11 protein-coding genes and 1 pseudogene are annotated in these 18,290 nt (G+C 64.1%); 5 read left to right on the plus strand and 7 right to left on the minus strand.

The features are described from left to right. Positions 1-6 precede the first annotated feature (6 nt). The 6 genes and pseudogenes from RF647_RS12050 to RF647_RS12075 all read right to left on the minus strand — a co-directional run bounded on the left by RF647_RS12050 (position 7) and on the right by RF647_RS12075 (position 11,515). Positions 7-429: a DNA cytosine methyltransferase gene (locus RF647_RS12050; protein WP_368811964.1), complete on the minus strand. Its 423-nt coding sequence runs from the start codon at positions 427-429 to the stop codon at positions 7-9. Between the two features lie 39 nt (positions 430-468). Further along, positions 469-996, minus strand: a pseudogene (locus RF647_RS12055) (DNA cytosine methyltransferase); the annotation flags it as partial. Positions 997-1,122: 126 nt separating this feature from the next. Then, a complete protein-coding gene (locus RF647_RS12060; RefSeq protein ID WP_368811900.1) occupies positions 1,123-5,796 on the minus strand; it encodes a DEAD/DEAH box helicase in 4,674 nt (1,557 codons plus the stop codon). A 321-nt stretch (positions 5,797-6,117) separates the two neighbouring features. Then, the gene (locus RF647_RS12065) at positions 6,118-9,015 is read right to left on the minus strand and encodes a Z1 domain-containing protein (protein WP_368811901.1); all 2,898 of its coding nucleotides are present in this window, start codon (positions 9,013-9,015) and stop codon (positions 6,118-6,120) included. Positions 9,016-9,017: 2 nt separating this feature from the next. Beyond that, a complete protein-coding gene (locus RF647_RS12070) occupies positions 9,018-10,007 on the minus strand; it encodes a PD-(D/E)XK motif protein (protein WP_368811902.1) in 990 nt (329 codons plus the stop codon). Continuing rightward, a complete protein-coding gene (locus tag RF647_RS12075; RefSeq protein ID WP_368811903.1) occupies positions 10,004-11,515 on the minus strand; it encodes an ATP-binding protein in 1,512 nt (503 codons plus the stop codon). The genes RF647_RS12070 and RF647_RS12075 overlap by 4 nt, the downstream gene beginning before the upstream one ends. Positions 11,516-12,273: 758 nt before the next feature. On the opposite strand from RF647_RS12075, the gene RF647_RS12080 reads away from it, so the two are divergent. The 3 genes from RF647_RS12080 to RF647_RS12090 are packed head-to-tail and all read left to right on the plus strand — an operon-like array spanning position 12,274 to position 15,589. After that, positions 12,274-13,554, plus strand: coding sequence for an MFS transporter (locus tag RF647_RS12080; protein ID WP_368811904.1), 1,281 nt, complete (start codon positions 12,274-12,276; stop codon positions 13,552-13,554). A 14-nt stretch (positions 13,555-13,568) separates the two neighbouring features. After that, positions 13,569-14,684: an NAD(P)-dependent alcohol dehydrogenase gene (locus tag RF647_RS12085; RefSeq protein WP_368811905.1), complete on the plus strand. Its 1,116-nt coding sequence runs from the start codon at positions 13,569-13,571 to the stop codon at positions 14,682-14,684. A gap of 2 nt (positions 14,685-14,686) precedes the next feature. Continuing rightward, complete coding sequence (locus tag RF647_RS12090; RefSeq protein WP_368811906.1) at positions 14,687-15,589, plus strand: helix-turn-helix domain-containing protein; 903 nt, start codon at positions 14,687-14,689, stop codon at positions 15,587-15,589. Between the two features lie 31 nt (positions 15,590-15,620). Here RF647_RS12090 and RF647_RS12095 read toward each other — a convergent pair whose 3' ends face one another. Then, on the minus strand, positions 15,621-16,334 hold the full coding sequence (locus RF647_RS12095) for a sulfite exporter TauE/SafE family protein (RefSeq protein WP_368811907.1): 714 nt from the start codon (positions 16,332-16,334) through the stop codon (positions 15,621-15,623). A 266-nt stretch (positions 16,335-16,600) separates the two neighbouring features. Here RF647_RS12095 and RF647_RS12100 point away from each other — a divergent pair, with 266 nt between their 5' ends. Both RF647_RS12100 and RF647_RS12105 read left to right on the plus strand, forming a co-directional pair. Continuing rightward, a complete protein-coding gene (locus RF647_RS12100) occupies positions 16,601-17,023 on the plus strand; it encodes a BatC protein (RefSeq protein WP_368811908.1) in 423 nt (140 codons plus the stop codon). A gap of 2 nt (positions 17,024-17,025) precedes the next feature. Further along, positions 17,026-18,231 carry a cupin domain-containing protein gene (locus RF647_RS12105; RefSeq protein ID WP_368811909.1) on the plus strand — a complete coding sequence of 402 codons (1,206 nt, stop codon included), beginning with the start codon at positions 17,026-17,028 and terminating at the stop codon, positions 18,229-18,231. Positions 18,232-18,290 lie beyond the last annotated feature (59 nt).

Genomic DNA, 18,290 nt, shown 5'->3' on the forward strand with positions numbered 1-18,290 from the left:
CCGATGTTATCTCCGATTTGGGTGGTGCTGAGTCGGCGTTCCACAGGCGGAGGCCAGGGCAATCGCAATGGAATGACCAACAGCGCGAGCCAGGGGAGGCGGTGTGGCATTGGCGACCTGGCGGTACCTGGCCGTCTTGCGCCCTGCGACGTGCCAGTCCGAGGGGAAGCCCTGGAGCCGGGCCGCCTGTAAAGTGGTCAGCGGCATCATGCCCGGGCGTCCCGCAGAGGGTTGCCACCTGAAATCAGGCCCCGGCACGGTATCCGCGACCGTCCCACCGTCCACCCCCATGCGCGCCCACGCCTTTTTCGATCCTGTCGGTCCCAAGTCGGCACCTCCGCGCTCCCAGGAGCCACCGACCAGAGTCGGCGCAATTCTGTCGGCCTGACGTGCCCACTCCTCTGCGTCTGGCCAACCGCGGGACGCCATCGAATTCAGCAAGGCTTCGCCGGCCGTCTGCGGCGGTCGATTTGAAGGAGAAGGGAGCTCGAAAGCATCCATGAGAGCGTCTTTGAACGCTACGAGAAAACCGTGTCTGCGATCCTGGGGAACGTTGAAGTCCGCGGCGTTCAAATTGAACCATCTGTACTGATAGCCCAGTTCCTGAAGCTCGGACTGCACTTGTGCGCGGATCGGTTCGTAGACGTCTGCCGTCGCGAGATCAGGGACGTTGTCGACAACAACGGCGCGAGGTTGAATCGAACTGACCAGTTTCATGGTTGTTCTGACAAGCTCCAGCTCTTTGTCGTTGCCCCGAGGGCGATTGGCTGCGGCCGCCGCTTGGACGCGCGGTAAACCGGCCGCAAGGAGGTCGATCCCATGGATTTCGGGATGTTCGTCGGGATCGAAGGTCAGGAGATCCGTGCAGCGCACGCTCCAATCAGGTCGATTGATGCGGAGCGTCTCGCACGGCTCCTCTCGAATATCCATGAGGAGAGCGGGATCGAACCCAGCCTCTTCAAGACCTAGGGCGAGCCCGCCTGCACCCGCACAGACCTCGAAAGAGCTGAACCTTCCCTCGCCCGAAGTGACTGTCTGCGCTGTACCAGCCGCTGCAGAGGTGTGTGCGAGCGAGGTGAGGTCCCTCGCCCGGTTGCCCGGCCCGTCGTCTCGGGGATCTCTTCAAACATCGGCGTAGTCGGGGTCCCACAGATAGTCGAAGTGGCCAAATGCCAGAACTGTTCCGAACTGTTCGACGTTGTCCTGCACATTGACGATCGTGGTCCATGCACTGCCGCCATTCTTGGGGCCGCGAAGACCACGCCCAACCATCTGCAGGTAACGGTTGGGTGAGAATGTCGGGCGCGCGACATAAACGGTGTCCACCCCCGGTGCATCAAATCCCTCGGATAGGACGTTGTAGTTCGTCAGGACTCGGATCTTTCCTCTTCGGAAGTCTTCGATCGCTGCGCGGCGGGCTGCTCCTGACGTTTCCCCCGAAATGGATGCGGACTTAATGCCCATGTATGTCAGCGTGGCGGCAAGAGCTTGGGCGTGATCCACAGAGGCTGCGAAGACGATCGAAGAGCTTTGGGCTCTGCGCTCGACGATGTCCTCGATCAGGGCCTTGTTTCGTCCTTCATTGGCGGCCACAGCCTTAAGATCCAACTGCAATTCCTTCATCGCCATCGGCTCATCGTTGTTCCGTATGGGTGTATTCATTGGAGTGGGTCTAAGCTCCATGCCGTCGATCATCTCGTGACGTACTCGGGAAAGCACCCCTAGATTTTGAAGATACTCGTGGGACGTCTCCGAAGTGAACTGCGAAGGCTGAATGAGGTAGCCGCCGAATCGATTGACCAGCTGTTTTGTTCTTTCTTCGTTGGTGCCCTTGAATGGCGTCGCGGACATGCCCAGGAGCGGCTTCGTTCGTTGACGGTGGCTTCGCCCGAATGCCTCGAGAATTTTCGTGTAAGAAGGTGCCGTGGTTCCGTGTGCTTCGTCGAAAATCAAGATGTCCGCGCCGAAGAGCCATGCGTAGTTGGTAGTTTTCGAAGCCGCATCCGCGATGCGGACGGTGGTGTGGGGAGTCCCGACCACAAGGTGGAACTTCACATCCTCGAACTCTGTTGCGTCCGCCATGCCGCCCCAGAATCGACTGACCACCATTCGTTCGCCGGCAGCGCCGATGGCCTGCCACACGTACTTCCATGAATCAATGGCCTGTTCGCACAGCTCCGTGGTTTGCGCCAACCACACCACGACAAAATTCCCCGGTGTCTCGGCGACATGTCTGACGAGAGACTCCGTCATGGCGCGTGTCTTTCCCGCGCCGGTCGGCAGCATCAGGAGACCACGCCGTTGTGATGTTTCGCCTCGCAGAAGGGCGCGGATTTTCTCGCTGACGTCTTTTTGGTAGTCGTGCAGCGGATTGAGAACAACGGGACCGAGTACCTCTTCCCGCGGAAGAGGCGGGGGTGACTTGGGAGCTGAGCCGGTCCCAATGATTTCTGTCAGGAAGTCCCAGACCGTGGACCCGGCGGGGATCATTTCGGACTCTCTGGTGGCTAGCCCCGTGAAGTGCTTCTTGATTTCTTTGAGGAGGTCCACGCCGTGGATCGAGCGCGCCACTTCGAACAGCTCGCCCGGCGTCAGTGGATGCTCTCGCATGCTCTCAATCATGGATAGAACAGAGGGGGTGACGAGGCTTTCCAGGGCGTTTCGACCGAGAAGATCCGCCAGGAGCTCGTCCAGAGGTTTGTCCGTGCGGTTCCTTTCCTGCTCGATCTGAGCATGCTTCAGCTTGATCTCCGTAACCGTGACACGCAGTCCATTGGTCTTGATCAGTGCGGCGAGAAGGTTGTCGATGTTCCGCCGTCGCCGGATGTAGAGGACTTTGTCCTCCAGCAGCTCGGTCAAGTCGGTCGACTCCTGCACGTCGTCGAAATCGTTCGACTCCACAACCGCGAGTTTCTCGCACCATTGGACCTGGAGGCGGGAAGTGCCCTTGACGATCTTGGGCAGGTAGGGGAGTACTTCCGTGAGAGCCTCGGACGCCGCGGCCGGGGAGAAATCCACAGCCGTGGTGAAGGAAATCTGGCGCAAGGCCAGACCCCAGCTCTCCGACAGGGCGGCAGCCTTCGAAGCGGAGTCGACCAACACGATTTTTTGCACGGCCGGCGGCTGTCGAAGATGGTCGTACGTGCGACGGGAGCTGGTCACCGAACAACTGGCGATGGCGACGAGCATTTTCTGCCCTTCGTGCTCCACAGCAATGTCGGCCGGAGCACGAACCCCGTGCTGAGCTGCCAGTGCATAGAGCTCGTGAAGCTTGTCGATAGATAGAGCCCGGGCGGCGAGGTCAAAAAGCTGCAACCAGTCGATTCCATCGATCGTTGTGGGCAAACGCAACAACGTGTGAGCCCGTGGATCGCTTGGCGTCGGAAGCACGTCTGCCGGCAAGCCGTCAACATTCCCGACACAGGTCTTTGCCGGAACCAAACCGTAAGGAGTCCGCAGAACGCCGTACTGGTGGATCCACCACAGATCCGGCTGGTCCACGTCGTCCACGTTGGACACGTAGTTCCCGGCAATGTTGGGCGAGGTCCGGAAGTGAGGACGCCCCAGAAGGGTTTCAGTGACGCGTGCGCGGAGGGGCGCGCTGGCGCCCCTCAAACGTTCAAGGCCCGGTGTCAGGCTCACCTGCCCGAAGGAAATGTGGTGGCGGCCGACAGGAACGCCCTCCTCCTTTAACTCGCTCATCAGCTCCTTGGCTACGGAATCCGCCCAAACGGCATAGGTCGGATCCTTCGCATCACGAGTGCGTGCCTCCGCGGCGAGCTGCTGCCGGATATCCAATCGGCGTAGAACGTCCATGTCGTGGCGGTGGAACTGCTCGTCCACCAGCAAGTCGGCGTCATGGACGTGACCATTGGGAAAGAGCCCACCGCGAACCCAGACATGATCGATCGGCCGCCACTGTCCGTCCGAACAGCGGACGAAAATGATGCTTCTCGGCAGGACATCGGTGAACAGTGCCGCGACATGTCCTCGTTCACGGACATTACGAGAGATTCGCCAAGCGGATTCCATGGCAGTTGCATTGTCCGAGTTCCTGACCGCGATGAGGAGCTGACGTTTAAGTTGCCCTGCAGCATCCATGTTGTTGAAGCCAAGATCCATCAGAAGACGACGGGAGCGCCCGTGGGCGACGAAGGCGGGATGAATGACTGCCTTGTTGCCCTTCTCCTCGGCGGCGGTGCCAAGCGGCAGCGACATCTCCGTGACGATGGGCTGGCGCAGTTCACCTGAGGCGTCCAGGACGATGCGGCTCTGGTGCATCGCGACAAGGTGCTCCGGATAACTCTTCTTGATCTTTACTGCGAGTCCGAGGACAGCTTCGAGCGCGTCGAAGTTATCAGGATCCGAAAGGGTTTCCAGCCATACCTGCACATTTTTTCGGCCGAGGTTCCGGATACCGAGCAGACGGGTCAGGGTGGCGTTGCGGTCCTTGTGGTTGATGCAGGTCAGATGGATCCAGTTGGTGATGCCCTGTGCTGCCGCGAGGGAATACCACTCTTCGACAAGAGGTTGGTCGTCCCCGTGCGCGGCCATGTCCGGCACACGAAGGCGGTCCAGTAGCTGGGCCTTGCCCGCCATATCCGGGATGGACTGGCTCGAGGCCACAGCCTCCATGATCGCCTGATTGAGAGTCTCGTCAGCCCAGCTCTGAGCTTCCTTTCCGCGCGCGGGGAGCAGATCCAGAACACTGCCCGGATCCTTCGGATCGAGGAGTGACGGGAGCGCGCCCGCCACTGCACGCGGCAGAGTGCGAGTCAGGATTTCCTTGTTGTAGAGGCCTGCCAGCACATTGTGCCGGTCCTCATTCATCTTGAACGGGGCGTTGACGATGCCCGTCAGCGACGTTTCCGACGTGGTAGGAAAAAAAGTCCACAACTGTCCGCGACGGTTTCGACGCTTGCGAGGGACAGCCCAGGTGACGGTCATGTCATTCCGTGCCGATAGATGACCGGCTTCCGCCTTGGCGGACTCGGAAGGTTCGTGGCGCAACGAAAACACTTGCCAATCGGCTGACTCCCCGTTGCGGGCGAGGCTGACGATGCCGTTCTCCCCGTTGCGATTAGCGGTCCACACGATTTGCTCACCGGAGCGCCGGTCCGAAAGCACCAATGTGCCGATTTTGTCGGAGAAGAGCAGAAACTCCCCAGGAAATGCCTGCATCTCCGACCAAAGCCAACCGGCATGCGGTAAGAGAGGAAGCCTGACAACCGTGCTCGCCCATTCCATGAGGTTGCCGAGTACCGGGTCACTATCTGCGGCATCGGTCGGATCAACTGGGACTGCTGCGCGCAGGGCCGGCACCTGGTCTGCTCGTACGCCGTCTTCCTCGAGACGCTTCCGCAGTTCTTCCTTGTCCCACCGGAAGGACACCGAGCGGCTGAAGACCTCAGGCGACTCGGTCACAGCCAGCACCGATTTGAAGCCCAGCCCGAACCGGCCGATTTCATTGCCCGTCTTCTCCGAGGAGTGGGACATGAGGAGTGACGCCACACCGCTTCGCTGAAACGGAGCACCTGCGTTCGCGCAGTACAGGTAGGTGTCGGTCAGGACGACTTCGATTCGTCCTTCCAGGCCGTCCATGGCATCCGCCGCATTCTGGATCAGCTCATTGATCTGTTTCTTGTTGTATCCGCCTTCGACCACAGTCTGCTCAATGTTCGACTGTTCCTTGAGGAGACGTGGCTGCGCTCTGAATGCTGCGATGTTTCTGGCGGTCTCCGCCCTGACGAACTCGGCAAGCGGGCTCTCGGGGCTGCTCCAGTCAATGGAGTTCACGTGTACCTCACAGATCAACGGCGGCGTCGGGGCGGTGCAATTTGCATAAGCTACCGCTAGGTCAATAGTTCCACGAAAGTCGGACAGAACAAGTAGTGGATGTCATGATGAAGTCATAAGCGCGTAAACCAACGACGGGCAGGCACTGCACAACTGTTCGTGAGCGGGCTGGCCCACGTGCCACGCCCGTTTTGACTGTTGAACCGCTCTCGCTTTCCCGGACAGGTGTTGTCGCAACCAGCAACCCATCACGAGAACTGCAAACATGAGCGTGTGGTCCCAGGGGGCCCTGCAGCCACCGGGCCCCCTGGACCCGGCCTATCACTCGGCGGTGAGAACTTTCAGCTTGTCGTGCGGGGCTTCCACGGCCCAGTAGATCTTGTCACTGGCCTGCCGGACGGACGCGTCGGGCATGGCAACAGACAGCAGGACGAACAGATCCTCGCTCGTTGGCTTGCTGGCCAATTTTGGATCATAAGCGAGGTAAGCCATGACAACGCCCCGGCCTGCCAAGGGCGACAGGCCCGCTAGACCTACGCCCTGGGCCAGCGGCAGCACCGAGTTGGCGTGCTTGCGATCGGAACCCGGGAAGTCGAGTCGTTCGCGGCGTGAACGTCTTACTACAGGGACGATGCCGAGCCCCTCGATTTTCATGTCCTCAACTCCTTCGGGCTGGTGCCAGACGATCACCCATTCTTTGATCCGGCCGTCGTCCGTTGCGGTGCGAAGAAATCTGAAAGTTGGATAGTAGGAAACGGCCCACTTCTTCTGCCAGACGTGCCTGTCGAGCAGTTCGACAAACGCCGAACCGCTCATGGTGCCAATGCGAAATGGCAGAGCCGGGCCACGGTGGCGCGGGACCTCAATAAGAGTCGTCGCCTGCTGCAACAAAGGGATGCCGACATCGGTGAGGTTCTTGCGCAGGGCCGTGGTTGAGGTGGGGATTCCATATAGGTCCTTGAATCCGCCGGTCGTGGCTTCAGACGCGATCACTGCGTTGTACATCTTGTTGCGGGCGGTCGGTTTCAGCCAGGCGAGGCTCTGCTGCACCTTCGGTGGAATGTTAACCGGGAGCATCAGAGGCTTATCGTTTTCATCGAGTCCCTCGAACTTGCGAAGCTCGGCCCGGAAATGCTCCTCGTCGATCAATAATGCCTCGAAGGCGCGGTAGAGTTCCTCCGGCATGTACAGGCGGACCAGGTCGCGGTAACCATGGCGGAATCCGAACCAACGGCCAGCCTGCATTAGTGTGTCGGCCTGGCCGGCCTTCCGTCGGTAGTAAGACACGGTGAGCCCCTCGACTGTGAACCCGCGGGAGAGTTGTGTGCCGCCGACGAGAATTTTCCACACCTTGTCGGCCTGAAAGTCCAAAGCCTTCTGGTTGGCTTGGATTTCCTTATCCGAGTTCACGACGAGTACGGGATCAGAGTCCTTTCTGATTTCCTGCAAAACCTCGCCGATGTAAGGCTCCAGTTCCTCAAAAGTCTTCGGGACATGGTGGCCATCCGGACGAGCCATCATGACAGGCTGGAAGTCTTCGCGGAAGAGTTTTTCCAGACGCGTGAGTCCTGCGCTAGTACTGTGAGCTGCCTGCTTCCAAGCGACGCGCACAGCCGAGGCAGCGTCCGCGTGGACAGTGGTTCTCACCGACTCGTGCACCAGCATCGTGTGGTGCTTGAAGTAAAGCCCTTCGGTCTCCTGACGGTATTTTTTGATGGCGCCTGACAGGACCCACGCGTCGATGGCTTCGCGCAGCTCGTGATCTCGTGTGAGAACATCGTCCTCGGGATCGCCCTCGAGATATCGAATGTGGGCTTTTTCGTTTGAGGTCTTTACCGTGGGATCTTCACCGTCCCAGCTGGTGCCTACGTCATGGAACTCTTGGACGCCCATGTAACCGGGCGGGCGGCGCAGCGAGATCACGAAGTCGGTGGGGAAAAGGTCAATCTCGTCGCCGGGATCGATGAGCACGTTGGCGTACGGTGTCGCAGTGTAACCGACGTACTGAGCGCGCGGACAAAGGTCGAGAATCTCGCGAATCTTCTTGTTGATCGCCGTACGCTTACCAGCGTTGGTGGTGGCCTTAAGCGACCTTCGGTCAGTGGTGTCGGGCGATGCGACGTCGGCTTCGTCGTCGATAATCAGCACTGGCAGCTCTTTGAGTCGATCCTTCAGTGGTTTGAGGTCCTGAATCAGCTGACCGAGACGGTTCGACTCCTTCTTCACGATCGCGACGTAAGCTTCGGTCCCCGGTAAGTTCTCCCGGGCGTTGAGGGGCTTGGTCCTGTCTGCGCGCGAAAAACGGAACTGCGAAATCCCTTGGGGCAGACGACGGTAGTCGTTGTACAGCGTCGTCGCGCGTCGAATAGCGGGAACGTTGTCTTGCTCCAATGCAGGACCGTGTGAGACAAAGTTGCCCCTGATCCAATCTTCGTCGGTCAGGTAGTCCTGTTCCTTCTGCACGTTCGGGTCGTCCACGTCGCCGCCCGCGAGGATGTTCTCGACACCGATCAGCTCCATGTCCATGCGGCGCTGTGTTTGGGCGCGGAGAATTTCGATCGTTCCGGTCAGGACGATCACGAGCCGATAACCAGCATCGATCGCCTTCGCCGTCACGCCGGTGAAATTGGCCGTCTTGCCGGACTGTACATATCCGACGACAAGTCCTTTCGAACGCTTTGCATCAGCTCGGCAGGGGTCCGAAAGCCGCTTGACGACCTGGGTGGAGGCCTCGTCGAGAGAGGCAATTGCTTCACCTCCCCAACCCTTCTTGTCGCGCAGATAGTTGCTGTAGTGGTTCCAGTAGACGGTGGTGCGCTCAGCGCGGGCAGCGTCATACCACCTGGTGAATTCGTCAGATATAACGATGTCTGCCTCTTCAGCGACCGGGATACGCCCGTCGATCGCCACCAGCGCAGGCCCGGCCAGACCAAGCTTTTCGTACACCGCACGACGTCGATCCTGAGTCTTCGGGGTGCCCGCGAGGTCGGCGGACTGGGACGCGTCCCATCCCGCGAGTGCAATCCGCATCTGTGTCAGCGTCGAGTCATTCTCGTAGGCGTCTCGGACCCAGGTGGCGAGATCATCCTCACTGACAGGCGTGCTGTTGTTGAAGAGCGCCAGCGTCGGCAACAGCTCTATTGGTTGGTTATCAGTCATGCCCGTCATGAGACTGCGCAGCGCAGGGGTCCACGAAGGTGCGGTATAGGTCTGCACCATGCTCAGTGCTCCTTGTCTTCGACGAACCCAGTCAGGGCTGGCAACGATGTATGGGGGAGGGGGGTTACGTCCACCTGATAGGCGACGGCCGAGATCAGGTGAGGGTTGGGCGCGACGGCAGCCACGCGTTCCGGTGTCAGGGCTGGAAATGAGTCATCAACGAGATAGGCGCGTGGTCGACTGCGCATCGCCCAAGCGGTCGTGTAGAGGTCTGCGTCCTCATTCCGCCATCCGGCACCGGCCATCCGTTCGTCCAGGTCACGTGCAACGTCAGGGGCGGAGGTGCGCAGCGATTCAACGATCCCGGAAAGCGTCTGTCCATCATGGTGGTTTGTGCGCGTCAGCTGGACGGAGACGAGGTGCAGCGGCAGGCCAATGGATAGAGGTACCAGTTGACCTAGACCGTGGATAACATGTCGTCGAGCCTCACTTGTCGTGGTTTTCACCTCGATGTGGGTGCCAGGAAGCGCAAAGTCGTGCTCCTCGTTGAGCGGTCCCTGCCACGAGGAAACTGCGGCCGCGGCACCATAGACCTCGACCGCATGTTGTAGCACCAGGAGCTCCCCGACCAGTCCAACTTCTGCTTCGGTGGTCAGCGCGCCACGGGTGGAAAGCATGTCCTTATGGCGTTCAAGTGCAATAGCCAGAGCACCGGCCAGGCTGCGTCCTTCGATTTGGAGCTCGTCGGCGACCGTGGTCAGAAGCCCGTATACGCCATGCAAGCTTCCCTCAGGCACGGCTACGGTCAGCTCTCCGATGTCGCCATCATCGGTGACCACCGCCTGGTAATCGATGTGCGCGAGTCGAGCGGTATTGGGTTCGGGACGCGAGTATGGGGTGGTCAGCGTGAGTCGACCATTTGCTGGGTCTAACCGAAGTCTAATTGACGGGGAGCCTGAGAGCGGAACCATCATCGGTGCACCCTTGGACCAAATCAGGTCCAGAGTGTTCAGGCTGAGATGCCGGGCATCCGGGGGCAAAGCAGCGGTCATGATTGTCTGACCTCGCGCATCTTGGCCTCCTCCATGACAGCCGCTCCGAGCATGACTTTCCACAGCTCAATTTGATCCTTATCACGAGCGCCGAGTATCTGGCCCTCATAAATTTCGTGCGTCAGCAAATACAGAAGGGCTTTGACGACCGGAGCGTCATTCAAGCTGCTTCGCGCGGGGGCGAACAAGGCACGATACCGAGCGTTGAGGTAGAGAACTCGTTCCGGGAAGTCGATGTCGATGAAATCGTCCTCGGGCAAATTTTTCCAACGCAGGTGCATCTCCTCACCTTGAATCAGAGGGAGTTCGGACTCGAACGTCTTGCGAAGTTTGGGGGCAAAACCCCTTCCCGGAGTAATCGCAGGTTTCCTGTGCGCCACGCGTCGCTTGTTCGCCGTTGTGTACGTCTGCTCGGCGTCGGCTAGGAACTCCTCGAAACCCGTACCGTCGTCGGAGACGGCGCGCGAAACCGCCTCGTGGAAGGCGTGTTGGAACCGGACTCCCTGCTTCTCCGAGTTCATCGTGACGAACCCTCGAATCGCTTCGGGGTCGTCGAGGACCACGCGGGCGAGCTGCCGCTCTCGGGCAGGGACCGCAGTATCTGCCCACGACCCTGCGTGAAGTAACCGGTCGTTACGGTAAATGAAGAATCCCTGAAGCTTCTCGCCGTTGCGATCTCCTATGCGGAAGCCGGTAATGTCCTTCTTTGCCGGCCATACGTGGGCGGTCATCGATATCTTCTGGTCGCCAACGGAGGCTACGAGGGTCTTTGGATAGTCTGGGTGCCCCGACATCGGATAACCGAACGGATCGATAGCCGAGACGGGGACGGCGAGCGAATTGCCGCTGGAGTCGATCTCATCCACGGAGATGTGGATCTGAAGGAGACCCGAGGCGATGAGGCGGTGAAAGACCACACCGAGGTGAATGCGGATCTTGCTCTCCTGATCGTCAAGCCATTCGACGGCTGCCATCTTACTGGTGCCGCGATAACCATGCCGTATACCGGTCCAAACGACGCTGGTCCCGGAAGTCATGCCGGTGTGCATGCTCCGTGCCTCGGAGGCGAAAGCGGCCCTGTCTGTGGAGAGAACCTCGCAGGAAAAATCATGGGAAAAGTCCGCACGCACAATGCGACGTCCGACAGGTTCCATACCATCGCGCTGGGACCAGACGGTCAGGATGTCGGCATGCGCAAACGAAGCGGCCTTCAGGCCCATACCGAAGTGCCCGAGGTCGGAGGTGACGTAATCGCGTCGATGACCAATCGTCATGGCCTTGGTCGCATCCCCCTGGTCCATGCCGGCTCCATCGTCGAGGACTTCCACACGGGCCAGGCGGGAATTCTGGGTCAGGAGCCGCACGAGAACCTTGCCGGCATCGGCGTCAATCGCGTTGTCGACCAGATCGGCGAGTGCGGACTCGAGAGTGTGGTGGGCTCCCAGGCTCTTGACGAGACCACCATCAGGGGCAAGCTGGATGGTCTCGGTGACGTCTGTGTCGGTCACGGGTGTCTTCCTGCTTTCCTTGTTCCATGTCGCATGGGGGGCTGCACGCGAACTGGTTGGGGGAGCAACGCCAGCGCGAGGTTTGGATCAATCGGAACCGATCCGACTCATCTCCCGACCGGTTCACCTCCTGCATCATAGAGACTTCACATCCTCATTAACCTTTCGGCAGGCGGCGCCATCGCCGGACGCCAGGGAAGTGCCCAGGAGCGTCGCCAAATCCTTTAGACCGCACGCCACAAGTGCTCGCGACGCGCTGGCTTCCTGACGGTGATGAGGCTTGCTGTGATGGCTGCGCACAACATTGCGCTACCTTGATGAGGTGATGCGGACTAATCACATGGTTTCGATTTACCGTGCCAGCCACTCGGCAGGAACCAGATGGGGCGCCCCTCGAAGGACGCAAGACAGATTTGGTTGACCGTTTACCAACTTTGCGGCGCGGCAGCACCGACACTCGACCGGTGGTCTTGTCGCCCTGGGCGGATTAGGTGGGAGTCCTGGAAGAACCGGTGCGGTCACCACCGAAGCGATGTGGTGACATTGTGAGTCATCCGTTTGCTCGACCGGGGACTCCTTTCTTGTCAGGTAATGGCTTGATGTTCCGATCGATCGCGGAAAAGTACCAGTTTGCGCCGGATTAATCGGCTAGTGGCCCGCATCACACCGCCGTAGCTTTGAGGACATCGCGCACCGGCTGATCGCTCTTCTGCTCGCTAGGTGCCTTCCACTCGGTGTCCACGAAGGAGTGCTTCCGCATGCTCGGCATGCCCCGCCGCCTGCTCTTCGGCTATCTCGCCCTCGCCATCTTCATGACCGGTGATGGTTTTGAGCTCACGTTCCTGTCCCGCTTCCTCGTCGAGAACGGCTTCACGCCCACCCAGGCCGGTCTCGTCTTCACCGTCTACGGCCTGGTGGTCGCCATCTCGGCGTGGACCACCGGCGTGCTCGCCGAGGTCGTCGGCGCCAAGCGCCTCATGGTCCTCGGTGGCGTCCTCTGGATGGTGCTGCACGTCCTGTTCCTCACCGTGGGGCTGGAGAGCGTCCTCGGCACGATCCTGATCTATGCCCTGCGCGGGGTTGCCTACCCGCTGTTCATGTACTCCTTCGTGGTGCTCATCGCGCAGTCGGTGCACCCCAGCCGCCTGGCCTCGGCCATGGGCTGGTTCTGGGCCTCCTTCTCGCTGGGCATCGGCGTGATGGGCGCCTACGTGCCCAGCCTGCTAGTCCCCGTCATCGGCGAGTACGCCACCCTGTGGATGTCCCTGCCCTTCGTGGCGGCCGGCACCCTGATGTGCGCCTTCCTCGTCCCCGGCGCCCCGCCCGAGACGGACCTCTCCCAGAAGCTGCACGGCGCCGAGCGCACCCGCGAGCTGCTGCGCGGGGTGACCATCCTGGTGGAGAACCGGCAGATCGCGCTCTCCGTGGTCATCCGGGTGCTGTGCAACCTCACCCTGTACGCGTTCCCGATGAAGATGCCGCTCTACCTGACCACCGGTGAGATCGGCGGGCAGTCCTGGTTCACCCTGCCCGAGTGGATGATGCTCTGGGCGGTCATGAACACCATCACCATCGGCGCCAACATCGTCTGGGGCCGGCTCGGCGACCGCTACGGCTGGATGCGCCAGATGCGCTGGTTCGGCTTCGGCGGCATGGCCCTCGCGGTCCTCGCCTTCGCCTACGTCCCGGTGTGGTTCGGCCCCAGCTTCCCGGCCATGGTCGGGGCCGCCGTGCTCTTCGCCCTGTCCGTCACCGCGTTCGTCCCGATGGGCGCGATCTTCCCGGCCCTGGCCCCCGAGCACCGCGGGGCGGCGATCTCCGCCCACAACCTCGCCTCCGGGCTGACCACGTTCCTCGGCCCCGGCATCGCCACCCTGCTGCTGCCCGTCCTCGGCCCGATCGGGGTGTGCTGGGTCTTCGCCGGCCTGATGCTCCTCGGCACCGTCACCACCTTCTTCATCCACCCGCCCCAGCCCGGCCTCACCACCGCGGACGGCCGGATGCTCCCTCGCCGCGACCGCCTCGCCATGGCCGCCTGAAAGGACCTGAGATCATGAACCGCACCACGCTCACCACCCCGAACCCCACGACCACCGCCGCGAAGAACCCGAGCACCCAGGAGAGCACCATGGACGCCGTCGTCCTGGAACGCCAGCACGAGATCCAGGTCCGGCCCGTCCCCGGGCTGCGCCCGGTGGGCCCCGGCGAGGTGCGCATCGGCGTGCACACCGTGGGCATCTGCGGCAGCGACGTCCACTACTTCACGCACGGGCGGATCGGGCCCTACGTCGTCGAGAATCCGATGGTCCTCGGGCACGAAGCCTCCGGCACGGTGCTGGAGGTGGGGGAGGGCGTGGACCACCTGGCCGTGGGAGACCGGGTCTGCATGGAGCCGGGCATCCCCAGCCCGCGCTCCCGGGCCGCGCGCCTGGGCATGTACAACGTGGACCCGGACGTGCAGTTCTGGGCCACGCCCCCGGTGGACGGCTGCCTGCAGCCGGAGATCATCCACCCGGCCGACTTCACCTACAAGCTGCCCGAGCAGCTCTCGCTGGAGGAGGGCGCCCTGATCGAGCCCTTCGCCGTGGCGGTGCACGCGGTGACCAAGGCCGGTCTGGCGCCGGGCGACGTCGCGGTGGTGGTGGGCGCCGGCACCATCGGGGTGCTCACCGCGATCGCGGCCGCCGCGAGCGGGGCGTCCCGCGTGTACATCTCGGACGTGGCGCCCGAGAAGTTCGCCAAGATCGAGGCCTATCCGACCATCCACCCCGTGGACGTCTCCCGCCAGGACCTCGGCGAGGCGGTGCGGGAGGCCACCGACGGCTGGGGCGCGGACGTGGTCTTCGAGGCCAGCGGCAGCCCGCACGTCTTCGGGAACCTGTGGGAGATTCCCGCGCCCGGCGGGACCGTGGTCCTGGTCGGCATCCCCGTGGACCCGGTGTCGCTGGATGTCGCCGCCGCGCAGGCTCGCGAGCTGCGGATCGAGACGGTGTTCCGCTACGCGAACTCGTACCAGCGGGCCATCGAGCTCGCTGCGTCCCCGGCCGTGGACCTGGGTGCCCTGATCAGCGCCACCTATCCGTTCGCCGACGCCGTGGCCGCGTTCGAGCGCGGCGCCGAGGGCCGGCCCGCCGACACGAAGATCCAGATCCGCGTGGCCGGAGCCTGACCGTGGCTGCTGCCGCACGGAGCACGACGCCGGAGGAGCCCACCTCCCCGGTCCGGGAGCTGGTGATCCCGGATCCGTCGAGCTCCGTGCGGTGGCACGAGCACGACTGGCCCCACCCCCTGGCCCGCTGGCACTACCACCCCGAGGTGGAGGTGCACCTGATCCGGGAATCCTTCGGGACGGTGATGGCCGGTGACTGGGCCGGGCCCTTCGGCCCCGGCCACCTCAGCCTCATGGGCTCCTTCCTGCCGCACAACTGGATCTCCCACCGCGACGACGACGCCGTGGTCCGCAACCGGGACGCTGTGCTCCAGTTCGACCAGGAGCGGTTCTTCGCCGCCGCCGGGGCGCTGCCCGAGCTCGAGGCCCTGCGCCCGCTGCTGGAGGCCGCGGCCCGGGGCATCGAGTTCACCGGCCGCACCGCCGTCCAGGGCGCGGAGGCGATGGAGGCGGTGAACGGCACGTTCGGTCTCCGGCGGCTGGCCGCCGTGGCCGAGCTGCTGGCCGTCCTCGCCGAGTCCCCGAAGAGCGAGCGCCGCTACCTGGACAGCCGCGGCGGCTCCTACCGCCTGGACGCTTCCGAGGCCGAGGTCTTCAACCGGGCGCTGGGCTACATCACCGAGCACCTGGACGGCCGGATGCTCGTGCCCGAGGTGGCCGAGGCCGTGGGGCTGAGCCGGGACGCGTTCTCAAGGCTCTTCGCCAAAGCCACGGGCGTGGGCTTCAACCGCACGGTGACCCGGATGCGGCTCACCGAGGCCTGCCGGCTGCTGCGCGGCACCGACCTGCCGGTCTCGGACATCTGCTACCGGGTGGGCTTCACCAACCTCTCCAACTTCAACCGGCACTTCCGGGCCACCACGGGCACCACGCCGTCCCGGTACCGACGGATCGACCAGCTCTGAGGCCGGCCGGAGAGTCCCTGCAGGACGTGCTTCAGAGCGCCTGCAGCAGGACCAGCACGGCGCCCAGCGCGGAGGCGCCGAGGCCCACCCGCCGGACGATGAGCCGGTTGATCCGCGCGTTGACCGCTCCGGACACCGCGAAGCCCAGGACCATGGCCGGCAGGAGCGCGGCCGCGAAGAGCACGGTCCGGCGGTCGATCGACCCCACCGCGGTCAGCGCAACGAGGGCCATCACGGCGCCGACCAGGAAGAAGGCGCTCATCGTGCCGCGCATCCGGGCCCGCGAGGACCCGTGCCACACGAGCGCCATGGGCGGACCGCCGATGGACGTGGCCGTCCCCAGGAGCCCGGAGGCCGCCCCGGCGACGACGACGGCCGCAGGCCGGGGCCGCGGCCGCCAGCCGCACACGCTGAGCAGCACAGCCAGCAGCACGGTGCTCGCCAGGACGAGGGCCAGCGTCCGGGCGGACAGGGCGGCCACCAGCAGCGCTCCCGCCACGGTGCCGGGGATCTGCCCCGCCACGGCCCAGCCCGCGTCCTTGACGTCCACGGCGGCGCGGTCCCGCAGCACGCCGAGCGCGGTGAGCCCGGTGACCACCAGGAGGAGGGAACCGGGCAACAGGGTGGGGTCGAACAAGGCGATCACGGGAGCGGAGAGCAGGGCCACGCCGAAGCCGATCGCGCCCTGCAGACAGGACGCGATGCCCACCACGAGCGCGACGACGGCGAGCTCCAGGCCGGTCATCCAGCACCTCCCGGTCGCGGGCAGGGGGTGGGTGAATTGTTCCACCTCCGGCGGCCGTCCGGAGATCGTGCACCCGGCGAAGACGGCGAAGACGGCGCACGTCGCGCCGCTCCTCGTCCGGGTTCCCCGAGGGCTTCGGACGTGAGGGCTGTTCCCTCACCTGCCCCGCACCGATAGCCTCGAGCTGGGCGGTGCTGCTCACGCACCGTCTGTCCTGGTGACCCGGTGCCGGCGACGGCCCGGTCACTCGAAACTGGGAGGTCAACATGACTGATGCACAGCAGGATCCGAACCAGACGGAAGGTCCCGCCGACGGCGGAGCCTTCGGTGCTCCGGGTATTCAGGACGGCGGTGCCGATGGCGGCGCCGACAGCGGAGCCGAGGGCCCGGCCGACGGTGGAGCGGCCGGCACCCCGGGTGTTCACGACGGCGGCGCGGACGGCGGTGCCGACGGCGGTGCTGACGGCGGTGCTGACAACGGCGCCGAGGGCCCGGCCGACGGCGGAGCCGCAGGCACTCAGGGTGTTCAGGACGGTGGCGCGGACGGCGGCGCCGAGGGCCCCGCTGACGGTGGAGCGGCCGGCGCCCCGGGTGTCCACGACGGCGGCGCGGACGGCGGTGCCGATGGTGGTGCTGACGGCGGTGCCGATGGCGGCGCCGACGGAGGAGCCGGAGCGCGAGGCCTCTGAGCGTGGACGCCGTCCGTGCTGACGGGCAGGACCCCGGCGCCTTTGGCGGCGCCGGGGTCCTGGAGACCCGCCTGATCGACATCGGCCGGGAGCGGTTCGCCCGCGACGTCTGGGGCCGGGCGCCGCTGCTCACGCGCCGGGCGGACGGCTTCTCCGACCTGTTCTCCGCCGAGGCCGTCGACGAGCTGATCTCGCGCCGCGGGCTGCGCACGCCCTTCCTGCGCGTCGCCAAGGACGGGGCGACGTTCCCCGACTCGTCCTTCACGTCCCCCGCCGGCGTCGGCGCCACCATTGCGGATCAGCTCGACGACACCGCGCTGTGGCGCCGGTTCGCCGAGGGCGCCACGCTGGTGCTGCAGGCACTGCACCGCACCTGGGAGCCGGTCGCGGACCTCAGCGCCGCTCTCAGCGGTGAGCTCGGGCATCCGGTGCAGGCCAACGCCTACATCACCCCACCGCAGAACCGCGGGTTCGACGACCACTACGACGTCCACGACGTCTTCGTCTTGCAGATCGAGGGGACGAAGCGCTGGGTCCTGCACGAGCCGGTGCACCCGGACCCGCTGCGGGACCAGCCCTGGACCGACCGCCGCTCCGCCGTGGCCGTGGCCGCGAAGGGTGAGGCGCATCTCGACGTGGTGCTCGAACCCGGCGACGCCCTCTACCTGCCGCGCGGCTGGCTGCACGCGGCCCAGGCGCAGGGGGCGGTCTCCATCCACCTCACGCTCGGGATCCACACCTGGACCCGCCACGGCCTGGCCGAGCAGCTCGCCCAGGAGGCGCTGGCACTGCTGGCCGAGGACCCCGGGATGCGCCGGTCCCTGCCCCTGGGCGTCGACGGACCGGGCGGGGAGCTCGACACCGTCCGGGAGCGCCTGGTCGCCGCGCTCGCCGCGGCCGATCCCACCCCGCGGTTCCACCGCACCCGGCGAGGACAGGGGCGCCCGGCCCCGCTGGGACCGCTGGCCCAGCTCGCGGCCGTCCAGGGCCTGGGCCCCGGGACCCCCGTGCGGCTGCGCGGTGCCCTGGAGGCACGGCTGGAGGGCCCGCGGCTGAGCACGCGCGTGGGGTGGCTCGATTTCCCGGAGACCGATCTGCCCTCCGTCTCGTGCCTGCTCGACGGCGGGGTCCACACCGCGGGCGAGCTCGGCGTCGAGCTCGCCGAACGACTGCTGCGGGCGGGGGTTCTTGTTCCCTGTGACCAGTGACACCGCCACCGTGAATTCCTCGTGCCGCTTCTGGTGCGCCGACGGAGCCCGGGGGCGCG

Origin of the sequence: Kocuria sp. CPCC 205263 (assembly GCF_040981075.1) — a bacterium.
GTDB classification, from domain to species: Bacteria; Actinomycetota; Actinomycetes; order Actinomycetales; family Micrococcaceae; genus Kocuria; species Kocuria rosea.

Coding starts and splice junctions, on each gene's coding strand:
- RF647_RS12050 (WP_368811964.1), bottom strand. CDS start 429: ATGGCGTCCCGCGGTTGGCCAGACGCAGAGGAGTGGGCACGTCAGGCC.
- RF647_RS12065 (WP_368811901.1), bottom strand. CDS start 9,015: ATGGTGCAGACCTATACCGCACCTTCGTGGACCCCTGCGCTGCGCAGT.
- RF647_RS12070 (WP_368811902.1), bottom strand. CDS start 10,007: ATGACCGCTGCTTTGCCCCCGGATGCCCGGCATCTCAGCCTGAACACT.
- RF647_RS12080 (WP_368811904.1), top strand. CDS start 12,274: ATGCTCGGCATGCCCCGCCGCCTGCTCTTCGGCTATCTCGCCCTCGCC.
- RF647_RS12085 (WP_368811905.1), top strand. CDS start 13,569: ATGAACCGCACCACGCTCACCACCCCGAACCCCACGACCACCGCCGCG.
- RF647_RS12095 (WP_368811907.1), bottom strand. CDS start 16,334: ATGACCGGCCTGGAGCTCGCCGTCGTCGCGCTCGTGGTGGGCATCGCG.
- RF647_RS12100 (WP_368811908.1), top strand. CDS start 16,601: ATGACTGATGCACAGCAGGATCCGAACCAGACGGAAGGTCCCGCCGAC.